Here is an 18,417-nt window from a genome sequence, read left to right on the forward strand (position 1 = left end):
GCGCGAAGCGCTTCCAGGCGCTAAAATCCGCCGCCTGGGCATCCACGACGAGCAAGCGTTTTGACGGCGTTCGAGCAGGGCTTCATCCTTACCCGCCACTGGCGGGACACCGCATCCGGCATCGAGATCGAGTTCTGGCTGGCAACCGAACACGGTCCGCGCCGCGTACGGTTGCGCCCGCAGGAAGCCGTCGCGTTCATCCCGGCCGACCAGCAGGCGCTCGCCGAACGCACGCTGGCCGGCGAGCACGAAGCCGAGCTGCGCCCGCTCGCGCTGCGCGACTTCCGGCAGCGCCCGGTCGTCGGCCTCTATTGCAAGCGCTACCGCCATCTGTCCGGGCTTCAGAAGCGGCTCGCCGCCGCCGGCGTCGACGTCTACGAGGCCGACGTGCAGCCGCCCGACCGCTACGCGATGGAGCGCTTCATCACCGCATGCGTCCAGTTTCGCGGTCAGCCCGGCCGCGACGGCACGCTCACCGGCGGCGAGCTGAAGCCCGCAACCGGTTACCGCCCCGCGCTGCGCTGCGTGTCGCTCGACATCGAAACCAGCGTCCACGGCGAGCTGTACTCGATCGCGCTCGAAGGGTGCGGGCAGCGCCAGGTCTACATGCTCGGGCCGCCGAACGGCGACGCAGGCAGCGACGCAGGCGCCCTGGACTTCAACCTCGACTACTGCGACAGCCGCCCCGCGATGCTCGCGCGGCTCAACGACTGGTTCGACGAACACGATCCCGATGCGGTGATCGGCTGGAACCTCGTGCAGTTCGACCTGCGCATCCTGCACGCGCACGCGGAGCAATACGGCATCCCGCTGAAGCTCGGGCGCGGCGGCAGCGTGCTCGACTGGCGCGCGCACGGCCAGCAGCCCGACCACTTCTTCGCGGGCGCGGCCGGCCGGCTGATCCTCGACGGCATCGACATGCTGAAATCCGCGACGTGGACCTTCCCGTCGTTCAGCCTCGAATACGTGTCGCAGTCGCTGCTCGGCGAAGGCAAGTCGATCGACAATCCGTACCAGCGGATGGACGAGATCCAGCGCCGCTTCGATCACGACAAGCCCGCGCTCGCACGCTACAACCTGAAGGATTGCGAACTCGTCACGCGCATCTTCGACAAGGCCGACCTGCTGTCCTTCGCGCTCGAACGCGCGAGCGTCACGGGCCTCGCGGCCGATCGCACCGGCGGGTCGGTCGCGGCGTTCACGCACCTGTACCTGCCGCGCATGCACCGGCTCGGCTATGTCGCGCCGAACCTCGGCGACGTGACGGGGCAGAACAGCCCCGGCGGCTTCGTGATGGATTCGCGCCCCGGGCTGTACGACTCGGTGCTCGTGTTCGACTACAAGAGCCTCTATCCGTCGATCATCCGCACGTTCCTGATCGATCCGGTCGGCCTGATCGAGGGGCTCGCGCACCCCGGCGACGACGCATCGGTGCCCGGTTTTCTCGGCGCGCGCTTCTCGCGCACCGCGCACTGCCTGCCCGATATCGTGCGCCGTGTGTGGGAAGGCCGCGACGACGCGAAGCGGCAGCGCAATGCGCCGCTGTCGCAGGCGCTGAAGATCATCATGAATTCGTTCTACGGCGTGCTCGGCTCGACGGGCTGCCGCTTCTTCGACCCGCGCCTCGCGTCGTCGATCACGATGCGCGGCCACGAGATCATGCATCGCACGCGCAAACTGATCGAAGCTCAGGGATACGAAGTGATTTACGGCGATACCGATTCGACGTTCGTATGGCTCGGCCGCGCGCATGACGACGACGAAGCCGGCGCCAAGGGCCGCGCGCTCGTCGAGCACGTGAATCGCTGGTGGCATACCCACCTGCGCGAACAGTTCGGGCTCGACAGCGCGCTGGAGCTGCAATACGAACGGCATTACCGCCGCTTCCTGATGCCGACCGTGCGCGGCGCGGAAGAAGGCAGCAAGAAGCGCTATGCGGGCCTCGCGGCGACGGCCGACGGCGGCGAGGATCTCGTGTTCAAGGGGCTCGAAACGGTGCGCACCGACTGGACGCCGCTCGCGCAGCAATTCCAGCGCGAGTTGTACCGGCGCGTGTTCAGGCGCGAGCCGTACCAGGATTTCATTCGCGACTACGTGCAGCGCACGCTGGCCGGCGAATTCGACGATCAACTCGTCTACCGCAAGCGCGTGCGCCGGCCGCTGCGCGAATACGAGCGCAACGTGCCGCCGCACGTGCGCGCGGCACGGATCGCCGACGAGTTCAACCACGCGCAGGGCCGACCGCTGCAGTATCAGCGCGGCGGCTGGATCAGCTACGTGATGACGACGGCCGGCCCCGAGCCGCTCGAGACGATGCGCTCGCCGATCGACTATGCGTTCTACCTGAGCCGCCAGCTTCAACCCGTCGCCGATGCGATCCTGCCGTTCCTGCGCGACGATTTCGAACGCGTGATCTCCGGGCAGGGGCAGTTGTTCGGCGACTGACGGATCACGCTCGAGCCCGACCCGGTTGCGCGTGCAACCGATTTCCTTCAGCAGCGCGTAGCCCACTGTTTCGCGATCGATCCATAGCGGCATAGATCGGCGTTCGCACGCGCCTACCTGCCAAACGATAAGCAAAAACCGATTGCCCGGTCGGAAATCCGGCCTGCACGCCGCGCGCGTCGGGCACGGCCAATGCGGCAAGCACCGTCGCAGCAACCGCCGATGCGTGATCTCCACGGAACGCGCGTTGCGCACTCTCGCGCATTCTGGAACACAGCTCGCCAGGAATCGCCGTTTATCCGGCCGTTGCGGGTTCCTAAACTTGCTCCATCGGTCCGGCCTACCGCACGTGCGCCGAACCGCAACGAAACTGTCTGAGGAAATCGTGAAATCGATCATCGTTACCATCGCCGCTACCGCCACCGTGCTGCTCGCCGTACCGACCACGTCCTACGCGCAATCGTCGCACTCGACGCTCACCCGCGCGCAAGTGCGCCAGGAACTGCTCGACCTCGAATCGGTCGGCTACAACCCGACGATTGGCGACGGCGACAGCTATCCGGACGACATCGTCGCCGCGCAGGACCGCCTGGCCGCGAAGCGCCTCGCCGAACAGAAGAACGCCGAAGCGGCCTACGGGCCGAATGGCGCACCGGGCACGTCCTCGGGCGCGCCGGCAGGCGCGGTGAAGCAATAACGCGCCGCCAGCGCCGCGGCAAGCATGGCCTCCCACGCTGAACCGCTCACCGCCTGAAACAACGACGCCGTCGTCGGTCAGGACGACGGCGTGCTGACCCCGCCTCTCCTCCATCAAGCCGTCTGTTGCGCCGAACCCGCGCCCCCGTCCGCCCGGACGCCAACTGAACCTTCCGGCCTTTCCCCGTAGCCGCCGCCCGCTCCGCGTCGCGCCCACGCTCTCCGCTCTCCACGCTCCACCGTCCGCCGTCTCGCGCCGGATGCGGCCGACCGCCTCCCTCGCCCCGGGGAAACCCGCCCCCGTCACAGCGCAACTTCCCGTTGACACAGCGATTTTTGTCCTCCTAATATGCACACAACGCTGCACACAACAAACCACACAGTATTGTGTGGAACCATCAGCAGGATCCGGGCTTACCCATCTCGAGTGAGGTCACCATGAATCGACTGTCCCGTTTCACCCGTCAAATCGCCGCGTGCACCGTGGCGGCGGCATCGTTGCTCGCCGCCGCGCCGTCGCACGCTGCCGGGCCCGATACCTGGGCCGCAGTGAAGAAGGCCGGCGTGCTCCGCTGTGGCGCGGCCGTCGCGCCGCCGTACGTGATGCGCGACCCGAAGACGGGCGCCTACAGCGGCTTCTTCTCCGATCTGTGCCGCGATTTCGGGCAGAACGTGCTGAAGGTGAAGGTCGAATTCGTCGACACGAGCTGGGACAACATCGTGGCCGGCCTGCAATCGGACAAGTGGGACCTGTCGCTCGCGCTGAACGACACGCCCGAGCGTGAAAAGGCCGTCGCGTTCTCCGCGCCGGCGACCGACTACAACGTCTCGTTCGTCTACAACAAGAACAATCCGAAAATCGCGAAGCCCCTGCGCTCGCTCGCAGACATCGACAAGTCGAACGTCACGGTCGCGGTAATGTCCGGCACGTCGCAGGACAAGGCGATTTCGGCCGAACTGAAACAGGCGCGGATCATGCGGCTGCCCGGCAACGACGAGACGCGCCTGTCGCTGATCTCGAAGCGCGCCGACCTGCTCGCGGACGCGAACATCACCAACATGCTGTTGACCGAAGCACACCCCGACTGGGCTGCCAGCTTCAATCCGGCGCCGCCGCTCGCGCAGCAGGAGGTCGCGTTCGGACTGCGCAAGGACACGTCGAAGGCCGACCTCGACGTGCTCAACGACTACCTCGCCCGGCAGGTCAAGTCGGGCGCCGTGAACCGCCTGATCAAGACGTCCGTGCAGGCGATGCTCGTCCCCGGCAAGTAAGCGCCGGCCGCGCAAACGGGCCCGGCCGCTCGCCGGCGGGCTCCGATTTCCCGATTCGCACTTTGCGCGCCGAACTCGGGCGCCCCTGGAGAGACAGTCATGTTGTCGCCTCAAACGACGGCCGTCAGGTCGGCCATGCATCCCCTTTCGACCACGCGCGTCGCCACGTCCGCGCCGGACGGCGATTTCGTGCAGTTGCGCGACGTGCACAAAGCGTACGGCCCGAACCTCGTCGTGATGGACGGCATGAGCCTCGACATGCGCGCCGACGACCGGCTCGTGATCATCGGCCCGAGCGGCAGCGGCAAGAGCTCGCTGCTGCGCGTGATGATGGGCCTCGAAGGCATCCAGCGCGGCGAGATCGCGTTCCAGGGCGCGTCGTACATCCGCGGCGGCGATGCGCGCGGCGGCTGGCGCATCGACGCGAAGCTGCAGAAGCAGGTCGGCATGGTGTTCCAGCACTACACGCTGTTTCCGCACCTGTCGGTGCTCGGCAACCTGATTCTCGCGCCCATGCGCGTGGGCGGCTTGTCGAAGTCGGATGCGACCGAGCGCGCGCGCATGTATCTCGCGCGCCTTGGCCTCGAAAGCAAGCTGCATGCATATCCGAGCCAGCTGTCCGGCGGCCAGAAGCAGCGCGTGGCGATCGCGCGCGCGCTGATGCTCGAACCGAAGCTGATGCTGTTCGACGAAGTGACGTCCGCGCTCGATCCGGAGATGGTCATCGAAGTCCAGAACGTCATGCTGCAGCTCGCCGAGCAGAAGATGGCGATGATCATCGTCACGCACGACATGCACTTCGCGAAGGACATCGCCACGCGCGTGGTGCTCTGCGCGAACGGCAAGATCGTCGAGGAAGGAACTCCGGACCAGATCTTCAAGTGTCCGAAGGAAGTGCGCACGCGCGAATTCCTCGAGAAAGTGCTGCATCTCGACTGAGCCCGAAGCCATGAACTACCACTTCGATTTCAGCTTCCTCGCCGGCAGCGTCGGCGCGCTGCTCGACGGGTTGAAGGTCACCGTCGTGCTGGCCGTCGCCGCGAATGCGATGGGCCTCGTGTTCGGCTTCGCGCTGTGCCTGCTCGCGATGAGCCGCTGGACGATCGTGCGCTGGCCCGCCCAGCTCTTCATCGAATTCTTCCGCTGCACGCCCGCGCTGCTGCAGATCATCTGGTTCTTCTACTGCATCCCGATGATGGTCGACGTGTTCATCGACCCAGTCGCAATGGGCGTGCTCGCGCTCGGCCTGAACCTGACCGCGTTCAACGCGGAAGCCTACCGGGCCGGCGTGCAGGCGGTGCCGAAGGAGCATCTCGACGCGGCGGTGGCGCTCGGCCTGCGGCCGCGGCAACGCACGCTGTTCGTCGTGCTGCCGCAGGCGCTGCGCAGCGCGATGCCCGTGCTGCTGACCAACGGCATCGGCAGCCTGCAGCAAAGCGCGCTGGTCGCGATCGTCGCGGTGGGCGACCTGATGTACGTCGCGAAGAGCATCGCGACCGAAGCGTACCGGCCGCTCGAAACCTATTCGGTCGTCGCACTCGTGTATTTCGCGCTGTCGCTGCCGATCGCGAAACTCGTCAACGTCATCGAGCGCCGTCAGGACGTCGCCGTCCAGCGCTGAGGAGCCCGTCGTGAATCTCGATTTTGCTGTCGTCTGGCCGTACTGGCTCGTCCTTGCGAAAGGCCTCGGGCTGACGCTCGCGTTCACCGTGACGTGCGCGCTCGTCGGCAGCCTGCTCGGCTTCGTGCTGAGCCTGCTGCGGATGTCGCCGTCGCGCTGGCTGCGCGGGCCGGTCACCGCGTTCGTCGAATTCTTCCGCGGCACGCCGCTGCTGATCCAGCTGTTCTGGGTGTTCTTCTGCTTCCCGGTCGTGCTGCGGTTGCCGATTCCGCCGTACCTGTCGGTGCTGATCTCGCTGACGCTGTACATGGCCGCGATCACGAGCGAGACGTTCCGCGGTTCGCTGAAGTCGATCGCCGGCGAGCAGCACGACGCATGCATCGCGCTTAGCCTGTCGCCGCATGTGAAGATCGTCTACGTGATCTTTCCGCAGGCGCTGCTGCGCGCGATTCCGCCGCTGCTGTCGAACGTCGTGAGCCTGTTCAAGGAAAGCGCGCTCATTTCGTCGGTGGGAATCGCCGACCTGATGTTCGTCGGCCAGAACGTGTCGAACAGCACCGCGCGACCCGTCGAATTCCTGACGACCGTCGCCGTCATCTATTTCCTCGTCGCCTTTCCGCTGACCCGCCTGGTCGGCGTAGTGGAGTCCAGGATGCTCAGGCGCTATGCCTATTAACTCGCAACGCTTTCCTCAAGCCGGAGAAATCTCATGCAACTGAAAGGCATTCTGCCCGCCCTCGTCACGCCGTTCGATGCATCGGGCGCGGTCGATCACGACACGCTCGCGTCGATCCTCGAATTTCAGCTCGCCGCGGGCGTCAGCGGCTTCGTGCCGCTGGGGTCGACCGGCGAGTACTACGCGCTCACGAACGACGAGCGCCGCGCGGTGATGAAGACCGTGCGCGAAGTGGTCGGCAACCGCGGCACGCTGATCGCTGGCGCGAACGGCTCATCGACGCGCGAAGTGATCGAGCAGGTTCGCCAGGCGCGCGATGCCGGCTACACGAACATCCTGATCGCGCCGCCGTACTACGCGCTGCCGTCGCAAGACGAACTGATCGGCCACTACGACGCGATCCTCGCGGCGGTAACGGACGTAAACGTGATTCTGTACAACTATCCGGTGCGCACGAACGTCGAGGTCGGCTTCGGCGTGCTCGACGCGTTCAAGGACCATCCGCGCGTGATCGGCATCAAGGAAAGCAGCGGCAACCTGCTGCGCGCGATCGAGATCGGCGAAAAGTACCGCGACCACTACCAGCTGTCGTGCGGCTCGGACGACCAGGCGCTCGACTTCTTCCTGTGGGGCGCGGCAAGCTGGATCTGCGGGCCCGCGAACTGCTTCGCGAAACAGGTCGTGAGCTTCTACGACAAATTCTCGGCCGGTGATATCGCCGGTGCACAGGACGTGATGCGCTCGCTGTTCCCGGTGATGGCGAGCATGGAGTCGGGCAAGTTCATCCAGAAGGTCAAGTACGGTTGCGAGCTGGCCGGCTTCAAGGTCGGCAATGCACGCATGCCGCTGCAGCCGCTGACGGATCAGGAGAAGGCCGAGTTCCGCACGATCTTCGAGGCGTCGCAGGCGTAATACCGTAATGCGCTTCCGTACCGGCGCCGTTGGGCGCCGGTACGCCGACCGGGGAATTCAAACATGACGATTCACAGCTTTACCTGTATCGAAGGCCATACCGAAGGCATGCCGGTGCGCATGGTGATCGACGGCGCGCCGGCGCTGCAAGGTACGACGATGAACGCGCGCCGCGAGGACTTCGTCGCGCAGCACGACTGGGTGCGCCGCACGCTGATGCTGGAGCCGCGCGGCCATGCGCACATGTCCGGGACGATCTTCTACCCGCCCGTCAGCGACAACGCCGATTTCAGCCTGCTGTTCATCGAGACGTCGGGTTGCCTGCCGATGTGCGGCCACGCGACGATCGGCTCGATCGCGTTCGCGATCGAGGAGCGCCTCGTCGTGCCGAAACAGCCGGGCACGGTCACGGTCGACGTGCCGGCCGGCCAGATCGTCGCGCGCTACGAGATGGACGGCGCACGCGTGACGTCGGTGCGCTTCACCAACGTACCGAGCTTCCTGCTCGCGCGCGACGTCGAGATCGAGATTCCCGCGCTCGGCACGCTGGCCGTCGATATCGCGTACGGCGGCAACTTCTATCCGATCGTCGAGGTTCAGCCGAACTTCCCCGGCTGCGAGCATTTCACTCCGGATGAGCTACTGGCCTGGGGACGCGACGTGCAGCGCGCGGTCAATGCGGCACGCGACGTCGTGCATCCCGATCATCCGGCGATTCGCGGCGTCCACCATTGCATGTGGACAGGCAAGCCGATCGCGGACGATGCGCACGGGCGCGCGGTGGTGATCGCCGGCGACAGCCTCGTCGACCGTTCGCCGTGCGGCACCGGCAGCTCCGCGCGCGTCGCGCAGCGCTTCGCGCGCGGCTGGCTGAAGGCCGGCGACGCATATTGCCACGAGAGCCTGATCGGCAGCCGCTTCATCGGCCGCGTGGAATCGGTCGCGCGTCTGGACAGCGGACTCGACGCGGTGCGGCCGAGCATCGAAGGACGCGCATGGGTGACCGGGCGCGCGCAGTATCGCGTCGATCCGTCCCAGCCGTACGCGCACGGCTTCAGCTTGCAGGAGTTCGTCAATTGAACGCGATTCCGCAACAGCATGCGCCCGCTGCACCGGGCACCGCTCGCGAGGAAACGGCCATCGTGATCGGCGGCGGGATCGTCGGCGTGTGCTGCGCGCTCTATCTGCAGCGCGACGGCCGCGCGGTCACGCTGATCGATCCGGCCGCGCCCGGCGACAGCACCGCGAAATGGAGCTGCGGGCAGATGGCGGTCAGCGAGGTCATCCCGCTGTCGAAACCCGGCATCCTGCTGAAGGTGCCGCGCTGGCTGATGGACCAGAAAGGGCCGCTCGCGCTGCGGCCCGGCGCGCTGCCCGGCATCCTGCCGTGGTTCTTCCGGTTCGTCGCGTCGGCCCGTCACGCGAAGATCGTGTCGATCGCGCAGGCGATGGCCACCCTTACGCACGACGTCTACACCGACTACGCGCCGCTGCTCGATGCGTGCGGCGACCGCGCGCTGCTGGGTCAACGGCCCGTGCTCGAAGTGTTCGACGATCCGGCCGGCATCGCACACGAGCAGCCGCATCTCGATTTGCGGCAATCGCTCGGCTTCGCGTCGCAGCGGCTGAGCGCCGCCGACATCGGCGATCTCGAACCGGCGCTCGCCGGCCGGTTCAAGCATGGACTGCTGTTCCCCGACTGGCGCGCGGTCAACGATACCGAAGGCTTCATCGCGGCGCTCACCGCCAGCTTCGAAGCGCAAGGCGGACGCCGCATCCGCGCGAATGCCGCGCGCATCGACGAAGCCGACGGGCGCGCGACCGGCGTGACGCTCGCGAACGGCGAGCGTCTTGCGGCCGATCATGTGGTCGTCGCGGCCGGCACCGGTTCGCGGCGGTTCTTCGGCACGCTCGGCGTACGCGTGCCGCTCGAAGGTATCGCCGGCTACCAGGCGCTGGTGACCGATCCGGGCGTCGAGTTCCGTCACTCCGTCATCTATGCGGACGGCGGCTTCTGCTTCAGCCCGATGACACGCGGCCTGCAGATCGGCGGCACCATCGAGTTCGCGGGCCGTGATGCGGCACCGAACTTCCGGCGCGCGGACATCATCCTGGAGAAGGCCAAACGCATCCTGCCCGAGCTGCAGACCGCCCGCGTCGAATACGGCGTCGGCTATCGGCCGTTCCTGCCCGACACGAAACCGGTAATCGACCGCTCCAAGCGACTGCCGAACGTCATCATGGCGTTCGGCCACGGCCAGCTCGGGCTCACGCTCGGTGCAACCACGGGGCGCCTGGTCCGCGACCTTGCAGCCGGCCGCCCGACACGGCAGGACCTGACGCCGTTCAGCGCTTATCGCTTCGCCTGACCTACGAGACCCCTCATGCACTCCTACGAACGACTTTTCATCGATGGGCGCTGGGTAGCGCCCGTTCAAGGCCGTACCTTCGATACGCTCGATCCGAGCGATGAAACGGTGATCGCAAAGGTGGCCGCCGCCACCGCCGAAGACATCGACGCCGCGGTCAACGCCGCCCGCCGCGCTTTCGACGCAGGCCCATGGCCGCGGATGAGCTGCGCGCAGCGGGCCGCCGTGCTGCGCGCGATCGCACAAGGTATTCGCGACCGCCTGCACGAGCTCGCCGAGCTCGAAGTACGCGACAACGGCAAGCCGCTGCCCGAAGCGATGTGGGATCTCGGCGACGCCGCCGGTTGCTTCGACTTCTATGCGGGGCTCGCCGAACAGCTCGACGGCAACGCCGAGACGCCGGTGCCGCTCGCGGACGAACGCTTCAGCACGGTCGTCCGGAAGGAGCCGATCGGCGTGGCCGGCGCGATCATCCCGTGGAATTTCCCGCTGCTGATGGCCGCGTGGAAGGTCGCGCCCGCACTCGCGGCCGGCTGCACGATGGTGTTGAAACCGTCCGAACTGACGCCGCTCACCGCGCTGGAACTGGCCGGCATCGCCGACGTGGCCGGGCTCCCGGCCGGCGTGCTGAACGTCGTGACGGGCCTCGGCTCGGACGCCGGCGCGCCGCTCGCCGAGCATCCGGGCATCGACAAGCTCGCGTTCACCGGCAGCGTGCCGACCGGCAGCCGGATCATGCAGGCCGCCGCGCGCGACATCAAGAACGTGAGCCTCGAACTTGGCGGCAAGTCGCCGTTCATCGTGTTCGCCGACAGCGACATCGACGCCGCGGTCGAATGGATCCTGTTCGGCATCTTCTGGAACCAGGGCGAAGTATGTTCGGCCACGTCGCGCGTACTCGTCGAGCGCTCGCTGTATGCTCCTCTCGTCGAGCGGCTCGCGCAGGAAGCGCGCAAAATCACCATCGGCAACGGCCGCGACAACGGCGTGCTGCTCGGCCCGCTCGTGAGCCGCGGCCAGTACGACAAGGTGCGGGAGGCAATCGCGCGCGGCCGCGACGAAGGCGCGCGGCTCGTGACGGGCGGTGCGCGGCCCGCGCATCTCGAACGCGGCTACTTCATCGAGCCGGCCGTGTTCGCCGACGTGCCGGAAGACAGCTGGATCTGGCGCGAGGAAATTTTCGGGCCGGTGGTGTGCGTGCGGCCGTTCGATACCGAAGACGAAGCGGTACGCTCGGCCAACGATTCGCGCTTCGGTCTCGCGGCAGCGGTCATGTCGGCCGATCTGCCGCGCTGTGAGCGCGTCGCACGCGCGATGCGCGCGGGTATCGTATGGATCAACTGCTCGCAGCCGACCTTCACGGAGGCGCCGTGGGGCGGCTACAAGCAGAGCGGGATCGGCCGGGAACTCGGCGAGTGGGGCCTGAACAACTACCTGGAAGTCAAGCAGATCACGCGCTACGACAGCGACAAGCCGTGGGGCTGGTATATCAAGTAAGACGAAGGTGAATCGATCATGCGCTGGAACAAAACGCTGCAGCTCGTCGACGTGCATTGCGAGGGCGAGATCGGCAAGGTCATCACCGGCGGCGTCCTCGACGTGCCGGGCAAGACCATGCTCGACAAGATGAACCACATCAACGAGACCGACGACAGCTTGCGGCGCCTGGTCGTGCTCGAACCGCGCGGCTGCCTGCAGATGTCGGTCAACCTGCTGCTGCCGCCGACGCGGCCCGACGCGCACGCTGGCTTCATCGTGCTGCAGGCCGACAAGGCGCATCCGATGTCGGGCAGCAACTGCATCTGCGTCGTGACGGCATTGCTCGAACTCGGGATGGTGCCGATGCACGAACCGGAGACCACGGTCGTGCTCGACACGCCGGCCGGGCTCGTCACCGCGCGGGCCGCGTGCCGCGACGGCCGCTGCGTCGGCGTTTCGCTCGACATGGTGCCGGCGTTCGTCGAACAGCTGGACGTCGACATCCACACGCCGGAGTTCGGCACGATCAAGGTCGACATCGCATTCGGCGGCGTGTACTACGCGCTCGTCGACGTCGGCCAGATCGGACTCGACATCGCGCCAGGCAACGCGCGGCAACTTGCGACGCATGGCGTGCGGCTCAAGGAGATCATCAACCGGCAGGTCGCCGTGCAGCATCCGCTGTTCCGGGAGATCGACGAGGTCGCGTACGTGATGTTCCGCAACCGCGTCGACGATACCGTCTACCAGACCTGCACGACGCTGCCGCCCGGCCGCGTCGACCGCTCGCCATGCGGGACCGGCAGCTCGGCCAACCTCGCGACGCTCGCCGCGCGCGGACGCGTGCAGGTTGGCGACGTCCTCACGTCGCGCTCGACGATCGGCGGCGAATTCCGCGTCGAGCTGCTCGGCACGACCGAAGTGGGCGGCCGGCCGGCCGTGCTGCCGCGCGTGACCGGGCGCGCATGGGTGTTCGGGTTCCAGCAGCTCGGCGTCGACCCCGACGATCCGCTCGCCGCCGGGTTCATGCTCAGCGACACGTGGGGCGACGGATTCGGCCCGTCGGCCGCGTCGGGCACGTGAGGACGCGATGCTAAACTCCAGAGCGCGCCCGGCGACCCGGGCCGATTACAGGAAGGGTAGCGAGATGAGCAAAGAGGCCGTTGAAACCGAAGGTGGCGGCCGCCGGCACGGCGGGCGGTATGTGTATGAGGAATTGCGCAAGCAGATCCTGACGCTGAAGCTGAAACCGGGCGTGCAGCTCGACGAAATCTCGCTGGCCGCGCAGTTCGGGCTGTCGCGCTCTCCGGTGCGCGACGCGATCGCGCGATTGAGCAGCGAAGGGCTCGTGACGATCCTGCCGAACCGCACGACGCTCGTCACGCCGTTCGAGATCGAGGAATTCCCGAAATACATCTCGGCGCTCGACCTGATCCAGCGTGCGGTCACGCGGCTCGCGGCCACGCAGCGCTCCGAAGGCGACCTCGCAAAGATTCGCAAGGCCGACGACGTGTACATGGAAGCCGTTGCGAGCGGTGACTTCCAGGCGATGTCGGAGACCAACAAGGCGCTGCACATGGCGATCGCGCATGCGGCGAACAACCCATACTTCGTCGGCTACTACGAGCGTCTGCTCGGCGAAGGGCAGCGCCTGCTCCATCTGCATTTCGACTTCACCGTGAGTTCGCCGACGGCCGCGAAGCTCGGCCGCGACCACGACGAACTGATCGACGCGATCGTGCGCCGCGATGCTGACGCCGCCGAGCGCGCCGCACACGAGCACACGATGCTGTTCCAGAAGCGCTTCCTCGACTACATGAAGCAGAACATGACGGAATCGATGGCGGTGCTGTAACGCATCGGCATCGGCGCACCGGCACGCGCCGGTCCGGCTAAAATACCGGCCTGCCGCGCGTCCCGCCGCGGCCGGAGGACACTCAACATGACCGCACGTCGCGGTGCCGCGGTCGCCATCGCACCCGGCCACGAGGCAGCCAGCCTGTCGAAAGCCCAGCAAACGTTCAATACGCTCGTCAAGCAGATCGAAAAGCGCCGCGAGCGGCTCGGCGCGTGGGACGCCGTGATGCCTGCGTTCCAGAAGAAGTTCGTCGACGGGTTGTTGCCGCTCGAACAGGAAGCGACGGCGCTGCGCATCCGGCTGATCCATCTGCTCGACGACGCGTTCCTGCAGAAGGGCCTGAGCAAGGCCGAGCAGCGCACGCTGTCGGACCTGATCACGGACATGGCGCGCGACTTACTCGACGTCAGCGACGACGCGACGTTGAAAATTATCTACAACCGGCATGCCGCGTCCGGCGACGGCGGCTCCGCAACGGGCGCTCAAGCGCCGACGAAGCCGGGACCCGAACCCCTATCCGCTGCCGAAGCGTCGTCGGACGATCTCGACACGCTGTCGCCTGACGAACTCGCAGCACGCATGCAGGCCGAACTCGACGCACAGTTCGAGCGCGACATGGCCGCCCATGCGGCTCGCGAGGCGCAGCGCGCGAAGCGCAAGAAAACACCGAAGCAATCGGCCACACAGGCTCGCATCGAAGCCGAGCAGGCCGAATCGAACAAGTCGATCCGCGAGATCTATCGCAAGCTCGCAAGCGCCTTGCATCCCGATCGCGAAACCGATCCGCAGGAGCAGCAACGCAAGACCGTGCTGATGCAGCGGGTCAACCGCGCCTACGAGAAGGGCAATCTGCTGCAACTGCTCGAACTGCAACTGGAGATCGAACAGATCGACCGGCGTGCGATCGACGGCCTCAGCGAAGCGCGGCTCACGCGCTACAACGGGATCCTCGACGAGCAACTGCGCGAACTCGATCAGGAGATCGTTCACGTCGAGAACGACTTCCGCCGCACGTACGGGATCGCATCGTCCACCAAGGTCGCACCCGATACCGTGCTGCGCATGCTGGCGCGCGACATCGCCGGCATGCAGCGGAGCAACCAGGATCTGAGCGTCGCGCTGCGCGAGTTCGAGGATCCGGATCAGGTCAGGCGCTGGCTGAAGGACATGAAGCGCCGGCCGGCGTCGTCCCGCTTCGACGACGATTCGTATTGAGCCGACAAGCACGAGCGACCGGGCCAAACGCACGCCGCCCTTTACCGCACCTCCCCCATCCCGCCCATCAACGCCATCAACTGCTCGCGCAGCCACTGGCTGCCCTGATCCTGATCGGCGCTGCGATGCCAGTAGCAGAAGTAGTCGAGCCCCGGCATCTCGAACGGCAGTTCGAGAATCCGCGCCGGATAGCGCTGCAGCAGCCGCAGCGGCGCCGTCAGCGCGAGATCGCCGCGCATCGCGATCAGCGGCGCGACCATGTAGTGCTGCACACGCATCTGGATGTTGCGGCGCAGCCCGAGCCGCGTCAGTTCCGCGTCGACGTGCCCGCTGCCCTTGCGGCGGCTCGACACGTGGATGTGCCCCATCGACAGGTAGTCGTCCATGGTCAGCCTGTCGCCCTTGAACGGGTGATCGTCGCGAATCATGCACGCGTAGCGATCCTGCACGAGCAGCGCCTGGTGCAGATGCGGATCGCCGATCAGCGGCGCGTCGATCGCGATGTCGACCGAGCCGTTCGCGAGCGCGGTCGCGACTTCGCGGCGATCCATCGTGTAGCTGCGCACGTGCATGCCGGGCGCATGCGTCTGCAGCAGTTCGCCGAGCGCGGGCAGTAGCAACGCTTCCGTCAGGTCGCTCATGCTGAGCCGGAACACGCGCTCCGACGACGCCGGATCGAACACGTCGCCTTCGTGCGCGCTCGAATCGAGCAGTTGCAGCGCCTCGCGCACGCGGCCGACGATGTTCTCGGCCATCGGCGTCGGCATCATCCCGGCCGGCGTGCTGACGAACAGCGGATCGTTCAGCGTCTTGCGCAGCCGCGCCAGCGCGTTGCTGACGGCCGGCTGCGTAAGGTTCAGCACCTCGGCCGCGCGCGTCAGGTTGCGCTTGTTGTAGATCGCCTCGAATACGACGAACAGGTTCAGATCAATCTTCGAAAGGCGCATCGCCGGATCTCCTTGCCGAGATCTTACGGCGGGCGCCATTCGTTCGTCCACGTCGCGCCGCTCAGCCGCGCGGCGGCGGCGTCAGGTACGGCGCGGTCGAGCCAGGCTCGCCGTCCTTGATCTCCATCCGCGCGATGGCCTGCAGGTGCACCTCGTCCGGGCCGTCGGCGAAGCGCAGCGCGCGGCCCCAGGTCCACAGGTCGGCCAGCGGCGTATCGGGGCTCAAGCCCGCCGCGCCGAACACCTGCATCGCGCGGTCGCACACGTCCGTATAGACCGTCGGCACGAGCGCCTTGATCATCGAGATTTCCTTGCGCGCGGCTTTCGCGCCGACCTTGTCGATCATCCACGCGGCCTTCAGCACCAGGAGGCGCGCCTGGTCGATCTCGATGCGCGAACGCGCGATCCATTCGCCGACGGTGCCATGCCGGTTCAGCGGCTTGCCGAACGCGACGCGCGACTGCGCGCGGTCGATCATCAGCTCCAGCGCCAGCTCGGCCGCGCCGATCGAACGCATGCAGTGGTGGATGCGGCCCGGCCCGAGGCGGGCCTGCGCGAGCGCGAAGCCGCTGCCTTCCTCGCCGAGCAGGTTGCGCGCGGGCACGCGCACGTTGTCGAACGTGATCTCGCAGTGCCCTTCGGGCGCGTGGTGATTGACTACCGTGATGTTGCGCACGACCGTCACGCCCGGCGTGTCGCGCGGCACGAGGATCATGCTCTGCTGCTGATGCGACTCGGCCTCGGGATCGGTCTTGCCCATCACGATGAAGATCTTGCAGTTCGGATGCGCGGCGTTCGTGATGAACCACTTGCGGCCGTTGATCACGTACTCGTCGCCGTCGCGCTCGATACGCGTCGTGATGTTGGTCGCATCCGACGACGCGACGTCGGGCTCCGTCATCGCGAACGCCGAACGGATTTCCCCGCGCAGCAGCGGCAGCAGCCACTGTTCGCGCTGCTCGGGCGTCGCGAACATGTGCAGCAGCTCCATGTTGCCGGTGTCCGGCGCGTTGCAGTTGAACACTTCCGACGCCCAGCTCACGCGCCCCATGATCTCGGCGAGCGGCGCGTATTCGAGGTTGGTCAGGCCCGTGCCGGGCTCGTCGTCCTTCAGGTGCGGCAGGAACAGGTTCCACAGCCCTTCGGCTTTCGCACGCTCCTTCAGCTCCTCCATGAACGACACCGGATATTGGCCCGCGTGCACTTCGTCGTTCCACTGGCGGATGCGCGGCACGATGTGCGCATCCATGAATGCGCTCACGCGTTCGCGCAGTGCTTCCACTTTCGGGGTGTAGCCAAAGTCCATGATCGACTCCTCGAGATTTCCGTGTTTCCGTTCGTTCGGTTCAGAAGGCCGAGACGCCGCCGTCGACGGCGACGGCCTGCCCGGTCAGATAAGTGTTGTCCTTTGCGCACAGCATCAGCATCGTCGCGACGATTTCGTCGGGCCGGCCGAGCCGCTTCATCGGCGAGCCCTGCGCCAGAAAATCCTGGCGCTCGCCGATCTCGCTGTCGGTGACCATCGGCGTCGTGCTGTAGAACGGGCACACCGCGTTCACGCGGATGCCGTGGCGCGCGTATTCGAGCGCGGCCGTCTTCGTGAGCCCGACCACCGCATGCTTCGATGCCGCATACGCGGCCAGCTTCGGCGCGCCGCCGAGCCCGGCCATCGACGCGACGTTCAGGATCACGCCTTCGCGCTGCGCGAGCATCTGGCGGATCTGGTGCTTCATCCCGAAGAACACGCCCTTCGCGTTCACCGCGAAGCTCAGGTCGAGATCGGCTTCGTCGGTGTCGATCAGCGCCTTCATCGGCGGGGCGATGCCCGCGTTGTTGATGCCGACGTCGAGCCGCCCGAAGCGCGCGACGGCTTCATGCACCAGCGACGCGACGTCCGCTTCGACGCGCACGTCGCAGCGCTGCGCGATCACGTCGGCGCCGGCCGCGCGCAGCGGCGCGACGACGCGTTCGAGCGCATCGCCGTTCAGGTCGCCGAGCACGAGCCGCGCGCCCATCGCGGCGAGTTCGCTCGCGAGCAGCGCGCCGAAGCCGCTCGCGGCGCCGGTGATCATCACGGCCTGGCCGGCGTAGCTGTCGAGTTTCATCGCGCGCTCAGATCGTCAGGCCGCCGTCGACGACGATGCATTCGCCGTTCGTGTAGCTCGCCGCGTCCGACACGAGATACAGCACGGTGCCGGCCATCTCGCGCGGCTCCGCGTGGCGGCGCAGCGGGATCTTCGTCATCCACGTCTCGTAGATGTCCTTGTCGGCGAACAGCGCGCCCGCGAACTTCGTCTTGGTGAGCCCCGGCAGCAGCGCGTTCACGCGGATGCCGAGCGGCCCGCACTCCTTCGCGAACGCCTTCGTCATGTTGACGACGGCCGCCTTCGTGATCGAGTAGATGCCCTGCCGGTCGCCCGGCTGCAACGCATTCACAGATGCGGTGTTGACGATCGCGCCGCCGCCGTGCGTCTTCATCAGCTTGCCGGCTTCGACCGACATGAAGAAGTAGCCGCGAATGTTCACGTCGACGGTCTTCTCGTACGCGGCGAGATCGGTATCGAGGATGTGCCCGAAATACGGATTCGCGGCCGCGTTGTTCACGAGGATGTCGAGGCGGCCGTGCTTGCCGCGGATGTGCTCGAACGTCGCGACGATGTCCTCCAGCCGCCCGACGTGGCACGCCAGCGCCTCGGCGCGACCGCCCGCCGCAATGATTGCGTCCGCAACCGCCTGGCAGTCGTCGAGCTTGCGGCTCGACACGATCACGTGCGCGCCCTGCTGCGCGAGCAGCTTCGCGATTTCCTCGCCGATGCCGCGGCTCGCGCCCGTCACCAGTGCGATCTTGCCGGTCAGGTCGAACAGGTTCGTTGCCATGTTGCTGTGCTCCTCCATTGATTGTGTTGTCGTGTCGCCGCGCGGCGATC

At 66.7% G+C, this 18,417-nt stretch carries 17 protein-coding genes; 13 read left to right on the top strand and 4 right to left on the bottom strand.

Going from position 1 to position 18,417, the window contains the following annotated elements; all coding sequences use genetic code 11:
- The first annotated feature begins 60 nt into the window (after positions 1 to 60).
- The 13 genes from HWX14_RS20235 to HWX14_RS20295 all read left to right on the top strand — a co-directional run bounded on the left by HWX14_RS20235 (position 61) and on the right by HWX14_RS20295 (position 14,543).
- Complete coding sequence (locus HWX14_RS20235) at positions 61 to 2,445, top strand: DNA polymerase II (RefSeq protein WP_175884178.1); 2,385 nt, start codon at positions 61 to 63, stop codon at positions 2,443 to 2,445.
- 385 nt (positions 2,446 to 2,830) lie between these two features.
- Positions 2,831 to 3,142 carry a DUF4148 domain-containing protein gene (locus HWX14_RS20240; RefSeq protein WP_175884179.1) on the top strand — a complete coding sequence of 104 codons (312 nt, stop codon included), beginning with the start codon at positions 2,831 to 2,833 and terminating at the stop codon, positions 3,140 to 3,142.
- A 437-nt stretch (positions 3,143 to 3,579) separates the two neighbouring features.
- Positions 3,580 to 4,413 (top strand): transporter substrate-binding domain-containing protein, encoded by an 834-nt coding sequence (locus HWX14_RS20245; protein WP_175884180.1) that lies wholly within the window; start codon positions 3,580 to 3,582, stop codon positions 4,411 to 4,413.
- Positions 4,414 to 4,512: 99 nt separating this feature from the next.
- On the top strand, positions 4,513 to 5,352 hold the full coding sequence (locus HWX14_RS20250) for an amino acid ABC transporter ATP-binding protein (RefSeq protein WP_175884181.1): 840 nt from the start codon (positions 4,513 to 4,515) through the stop codon (positions 5,350 to 5,352).
- A 10-nt stretch (positions 5,353 to 5,362) separates the two neighbouring features.
- The gene (locus HWX14_RS20255; protein ID WP_175884182.1) at positions 5,363 to 6,034 is read left to right on the top strand and encodes an amino acid ABC transporter permease; all 672 of its coding nucleotides are present in this window, start codon (positions 5,363 to 5,365) and stop codon (positions 6,032 to 6,034) included.
- 10 nt (positions 6,035 to 6,044) lie between these two features.
- Positions 6,045 to 6,710, top strand: a complete 666-nt coding sequence (locus HWX14_RS20260) for an amino acid ABC transporter permease (RefSeq protein WP_124500541.1) — start codon at positions 6,045 to 6,047, stop codon at positions 6,708 to 6,710.
- A 33-nt stretch (positions 6,711 to 6,743) separates the two neighbouring features.
- A complete protein-coding gene (locus tag HWX14_RS20265) occupies positions 6,744 to 7,622 on the top strand; it encodes a dihydrodipicolinate synthase family protein (protein WP_175884183.1) in 879 nt (292 codons plus the stop codon).
- 63 nt (positions 7,623 to 7,685) lie between these two features.
- Positions 7,686 to 8,702, top strand: coding sequence for a 4-hydroxyproline epimerase (locus HWX14_RS20270; protein WP_175884184.1), 1,017 nt, complete (start codon positions 7,686 to 7,688; stop codon positions 8,700 to 8,702).
- Entirely contained in the window at positions 8,699 to 9,991 is a 1,293-nt protein-coding gene (locus tag HWX14_RS20275) for an FAD-binding oxidoreductase (RefSeq protein ID WP_175884185.1), read from the top strand. The genes HWX14_RS20270 and HWX14_RS20275 overlap by 4 nt, the downstream gene beginning before the upstream one ends.
- 15 nt (positions 9,992 to 10,006) lie before the next feature.
- Entirely contained in the window at positions 10,007 to 11,488 is a 1,482-nt protein-coding gene (locus HWX14_RS20280) for an aldehyde dehydrogenase family protein (protein ID WP_175884186.1), read from the top strand.
- Between the two features lie 18 nt (positions 11,489 to 11,506).
- Positions 11,507 to 12,553, top strand: coding sequence for a proline racemase family protein (locus tag HWX14_RS20285; RefSeq protein ID WP_175884187.1), 1,047 nt, complete (start codon positions 11,507 to 11,509; stop codon positions 12,551 to 12,553).
- A 64-nt stretch (positions 12,554 to 12,617) separates the two neighbouring features.
- Positions 12,618 to 13,325 (top strand): GntR family transcriptional regulator, encoded by a 708-nt coding sequence (locus HWX14_RS20290; RefSeq protein WP_175884188.1) that lies wholly within the window; start codon positions 12,618 to 12,620, stop codon positions 13,323 to 13,325.
- Between the two features lie 87 nt (positions 13,326 to 13,412).
- Positions 13,413 to 14,543 carry a J domain-containing protein gene (locus tag HWX14_RS20295; protein ID WP_175884189.1) on the top strand — a complete coding sequence of 377 codons (1,131 nt, stop codon included), beginning with the start codon at positions 13,413 to 13,415 and terminating at the stop codon, positions 14,541 to 14,543.
- Between the two features lie 41 nt (positions 14,544 to 14,584).
- Here the strand turns inward: HWX14_RS20295 and HWX14_RS20300 are convergent, their stop codons facing one another.
- The 4 genes from HWX14_RS20300 to HWX14_RS20315 form a co-directional block, all read right to left on the bottom strand.
- Positions 14,585 to 15,490 (bottom strand): LysR family transcriptional regulator, encoded by a 906-nt coding sequence (locus tag HWX14_RS20300; RefSeq protein WP_175884190.1) that lies wholly within the window; start codon positions 15,488 to 15,490, stop codon positions 14,585 to 14,587.
- Between the two features lie 61 nt (positions 15,491 to 15,551).
- Positions 15,552 to 16,796: an acyl-CoA dehydrogenase family protein gene (locus HWX14_RS20305; RefSeq protein WP_175884191.1), complete on the bottom strand. Its 1,245-nt coding sequence runs from the start codon at positions 16,794 to 16,796 to the stop codon at positions 15,552 to 15,554.
- A gap of 40 nt (positions 16,797 to 16,836) precedes the next feature.
- Complete coding sequence (locus HWX14_RS20310) at positions 16,837 to 17,595, bottom strand: glucose 1-dehydrogenase (protein ID WP_175884192.1); 759 nt, start codon at positions 17,593 to 17,595, stop codon at positions 16,837 to 16,839.
- 7 nt (positions 17,596 to 17,602) lie between these two features.
- Complete coding sequence (locus HWX14_RS20315; RefSeq protein ID WP_175884193.1) at positions 17,603 to 18,367, bottom strand: SDR family oxidoreductase; 765 nt, start codon at positions 18,365 to 18,367, stop codon at positions 17,603 to 17,605.
- Positions 18,368 to 18,417: the final 50 nt, after the last annotated feature.

Origin of the sequence: Burkholderia sp. BCC0044 (genome assembly GCF_902832955.1) — a bacterium.
Taxonomy (GTDB): domain Bacteria; phylum Pseudomonadota; class Gammaproteobacteria; order Burkholderiales; family Burkholderiaceae; genus Burkholderia.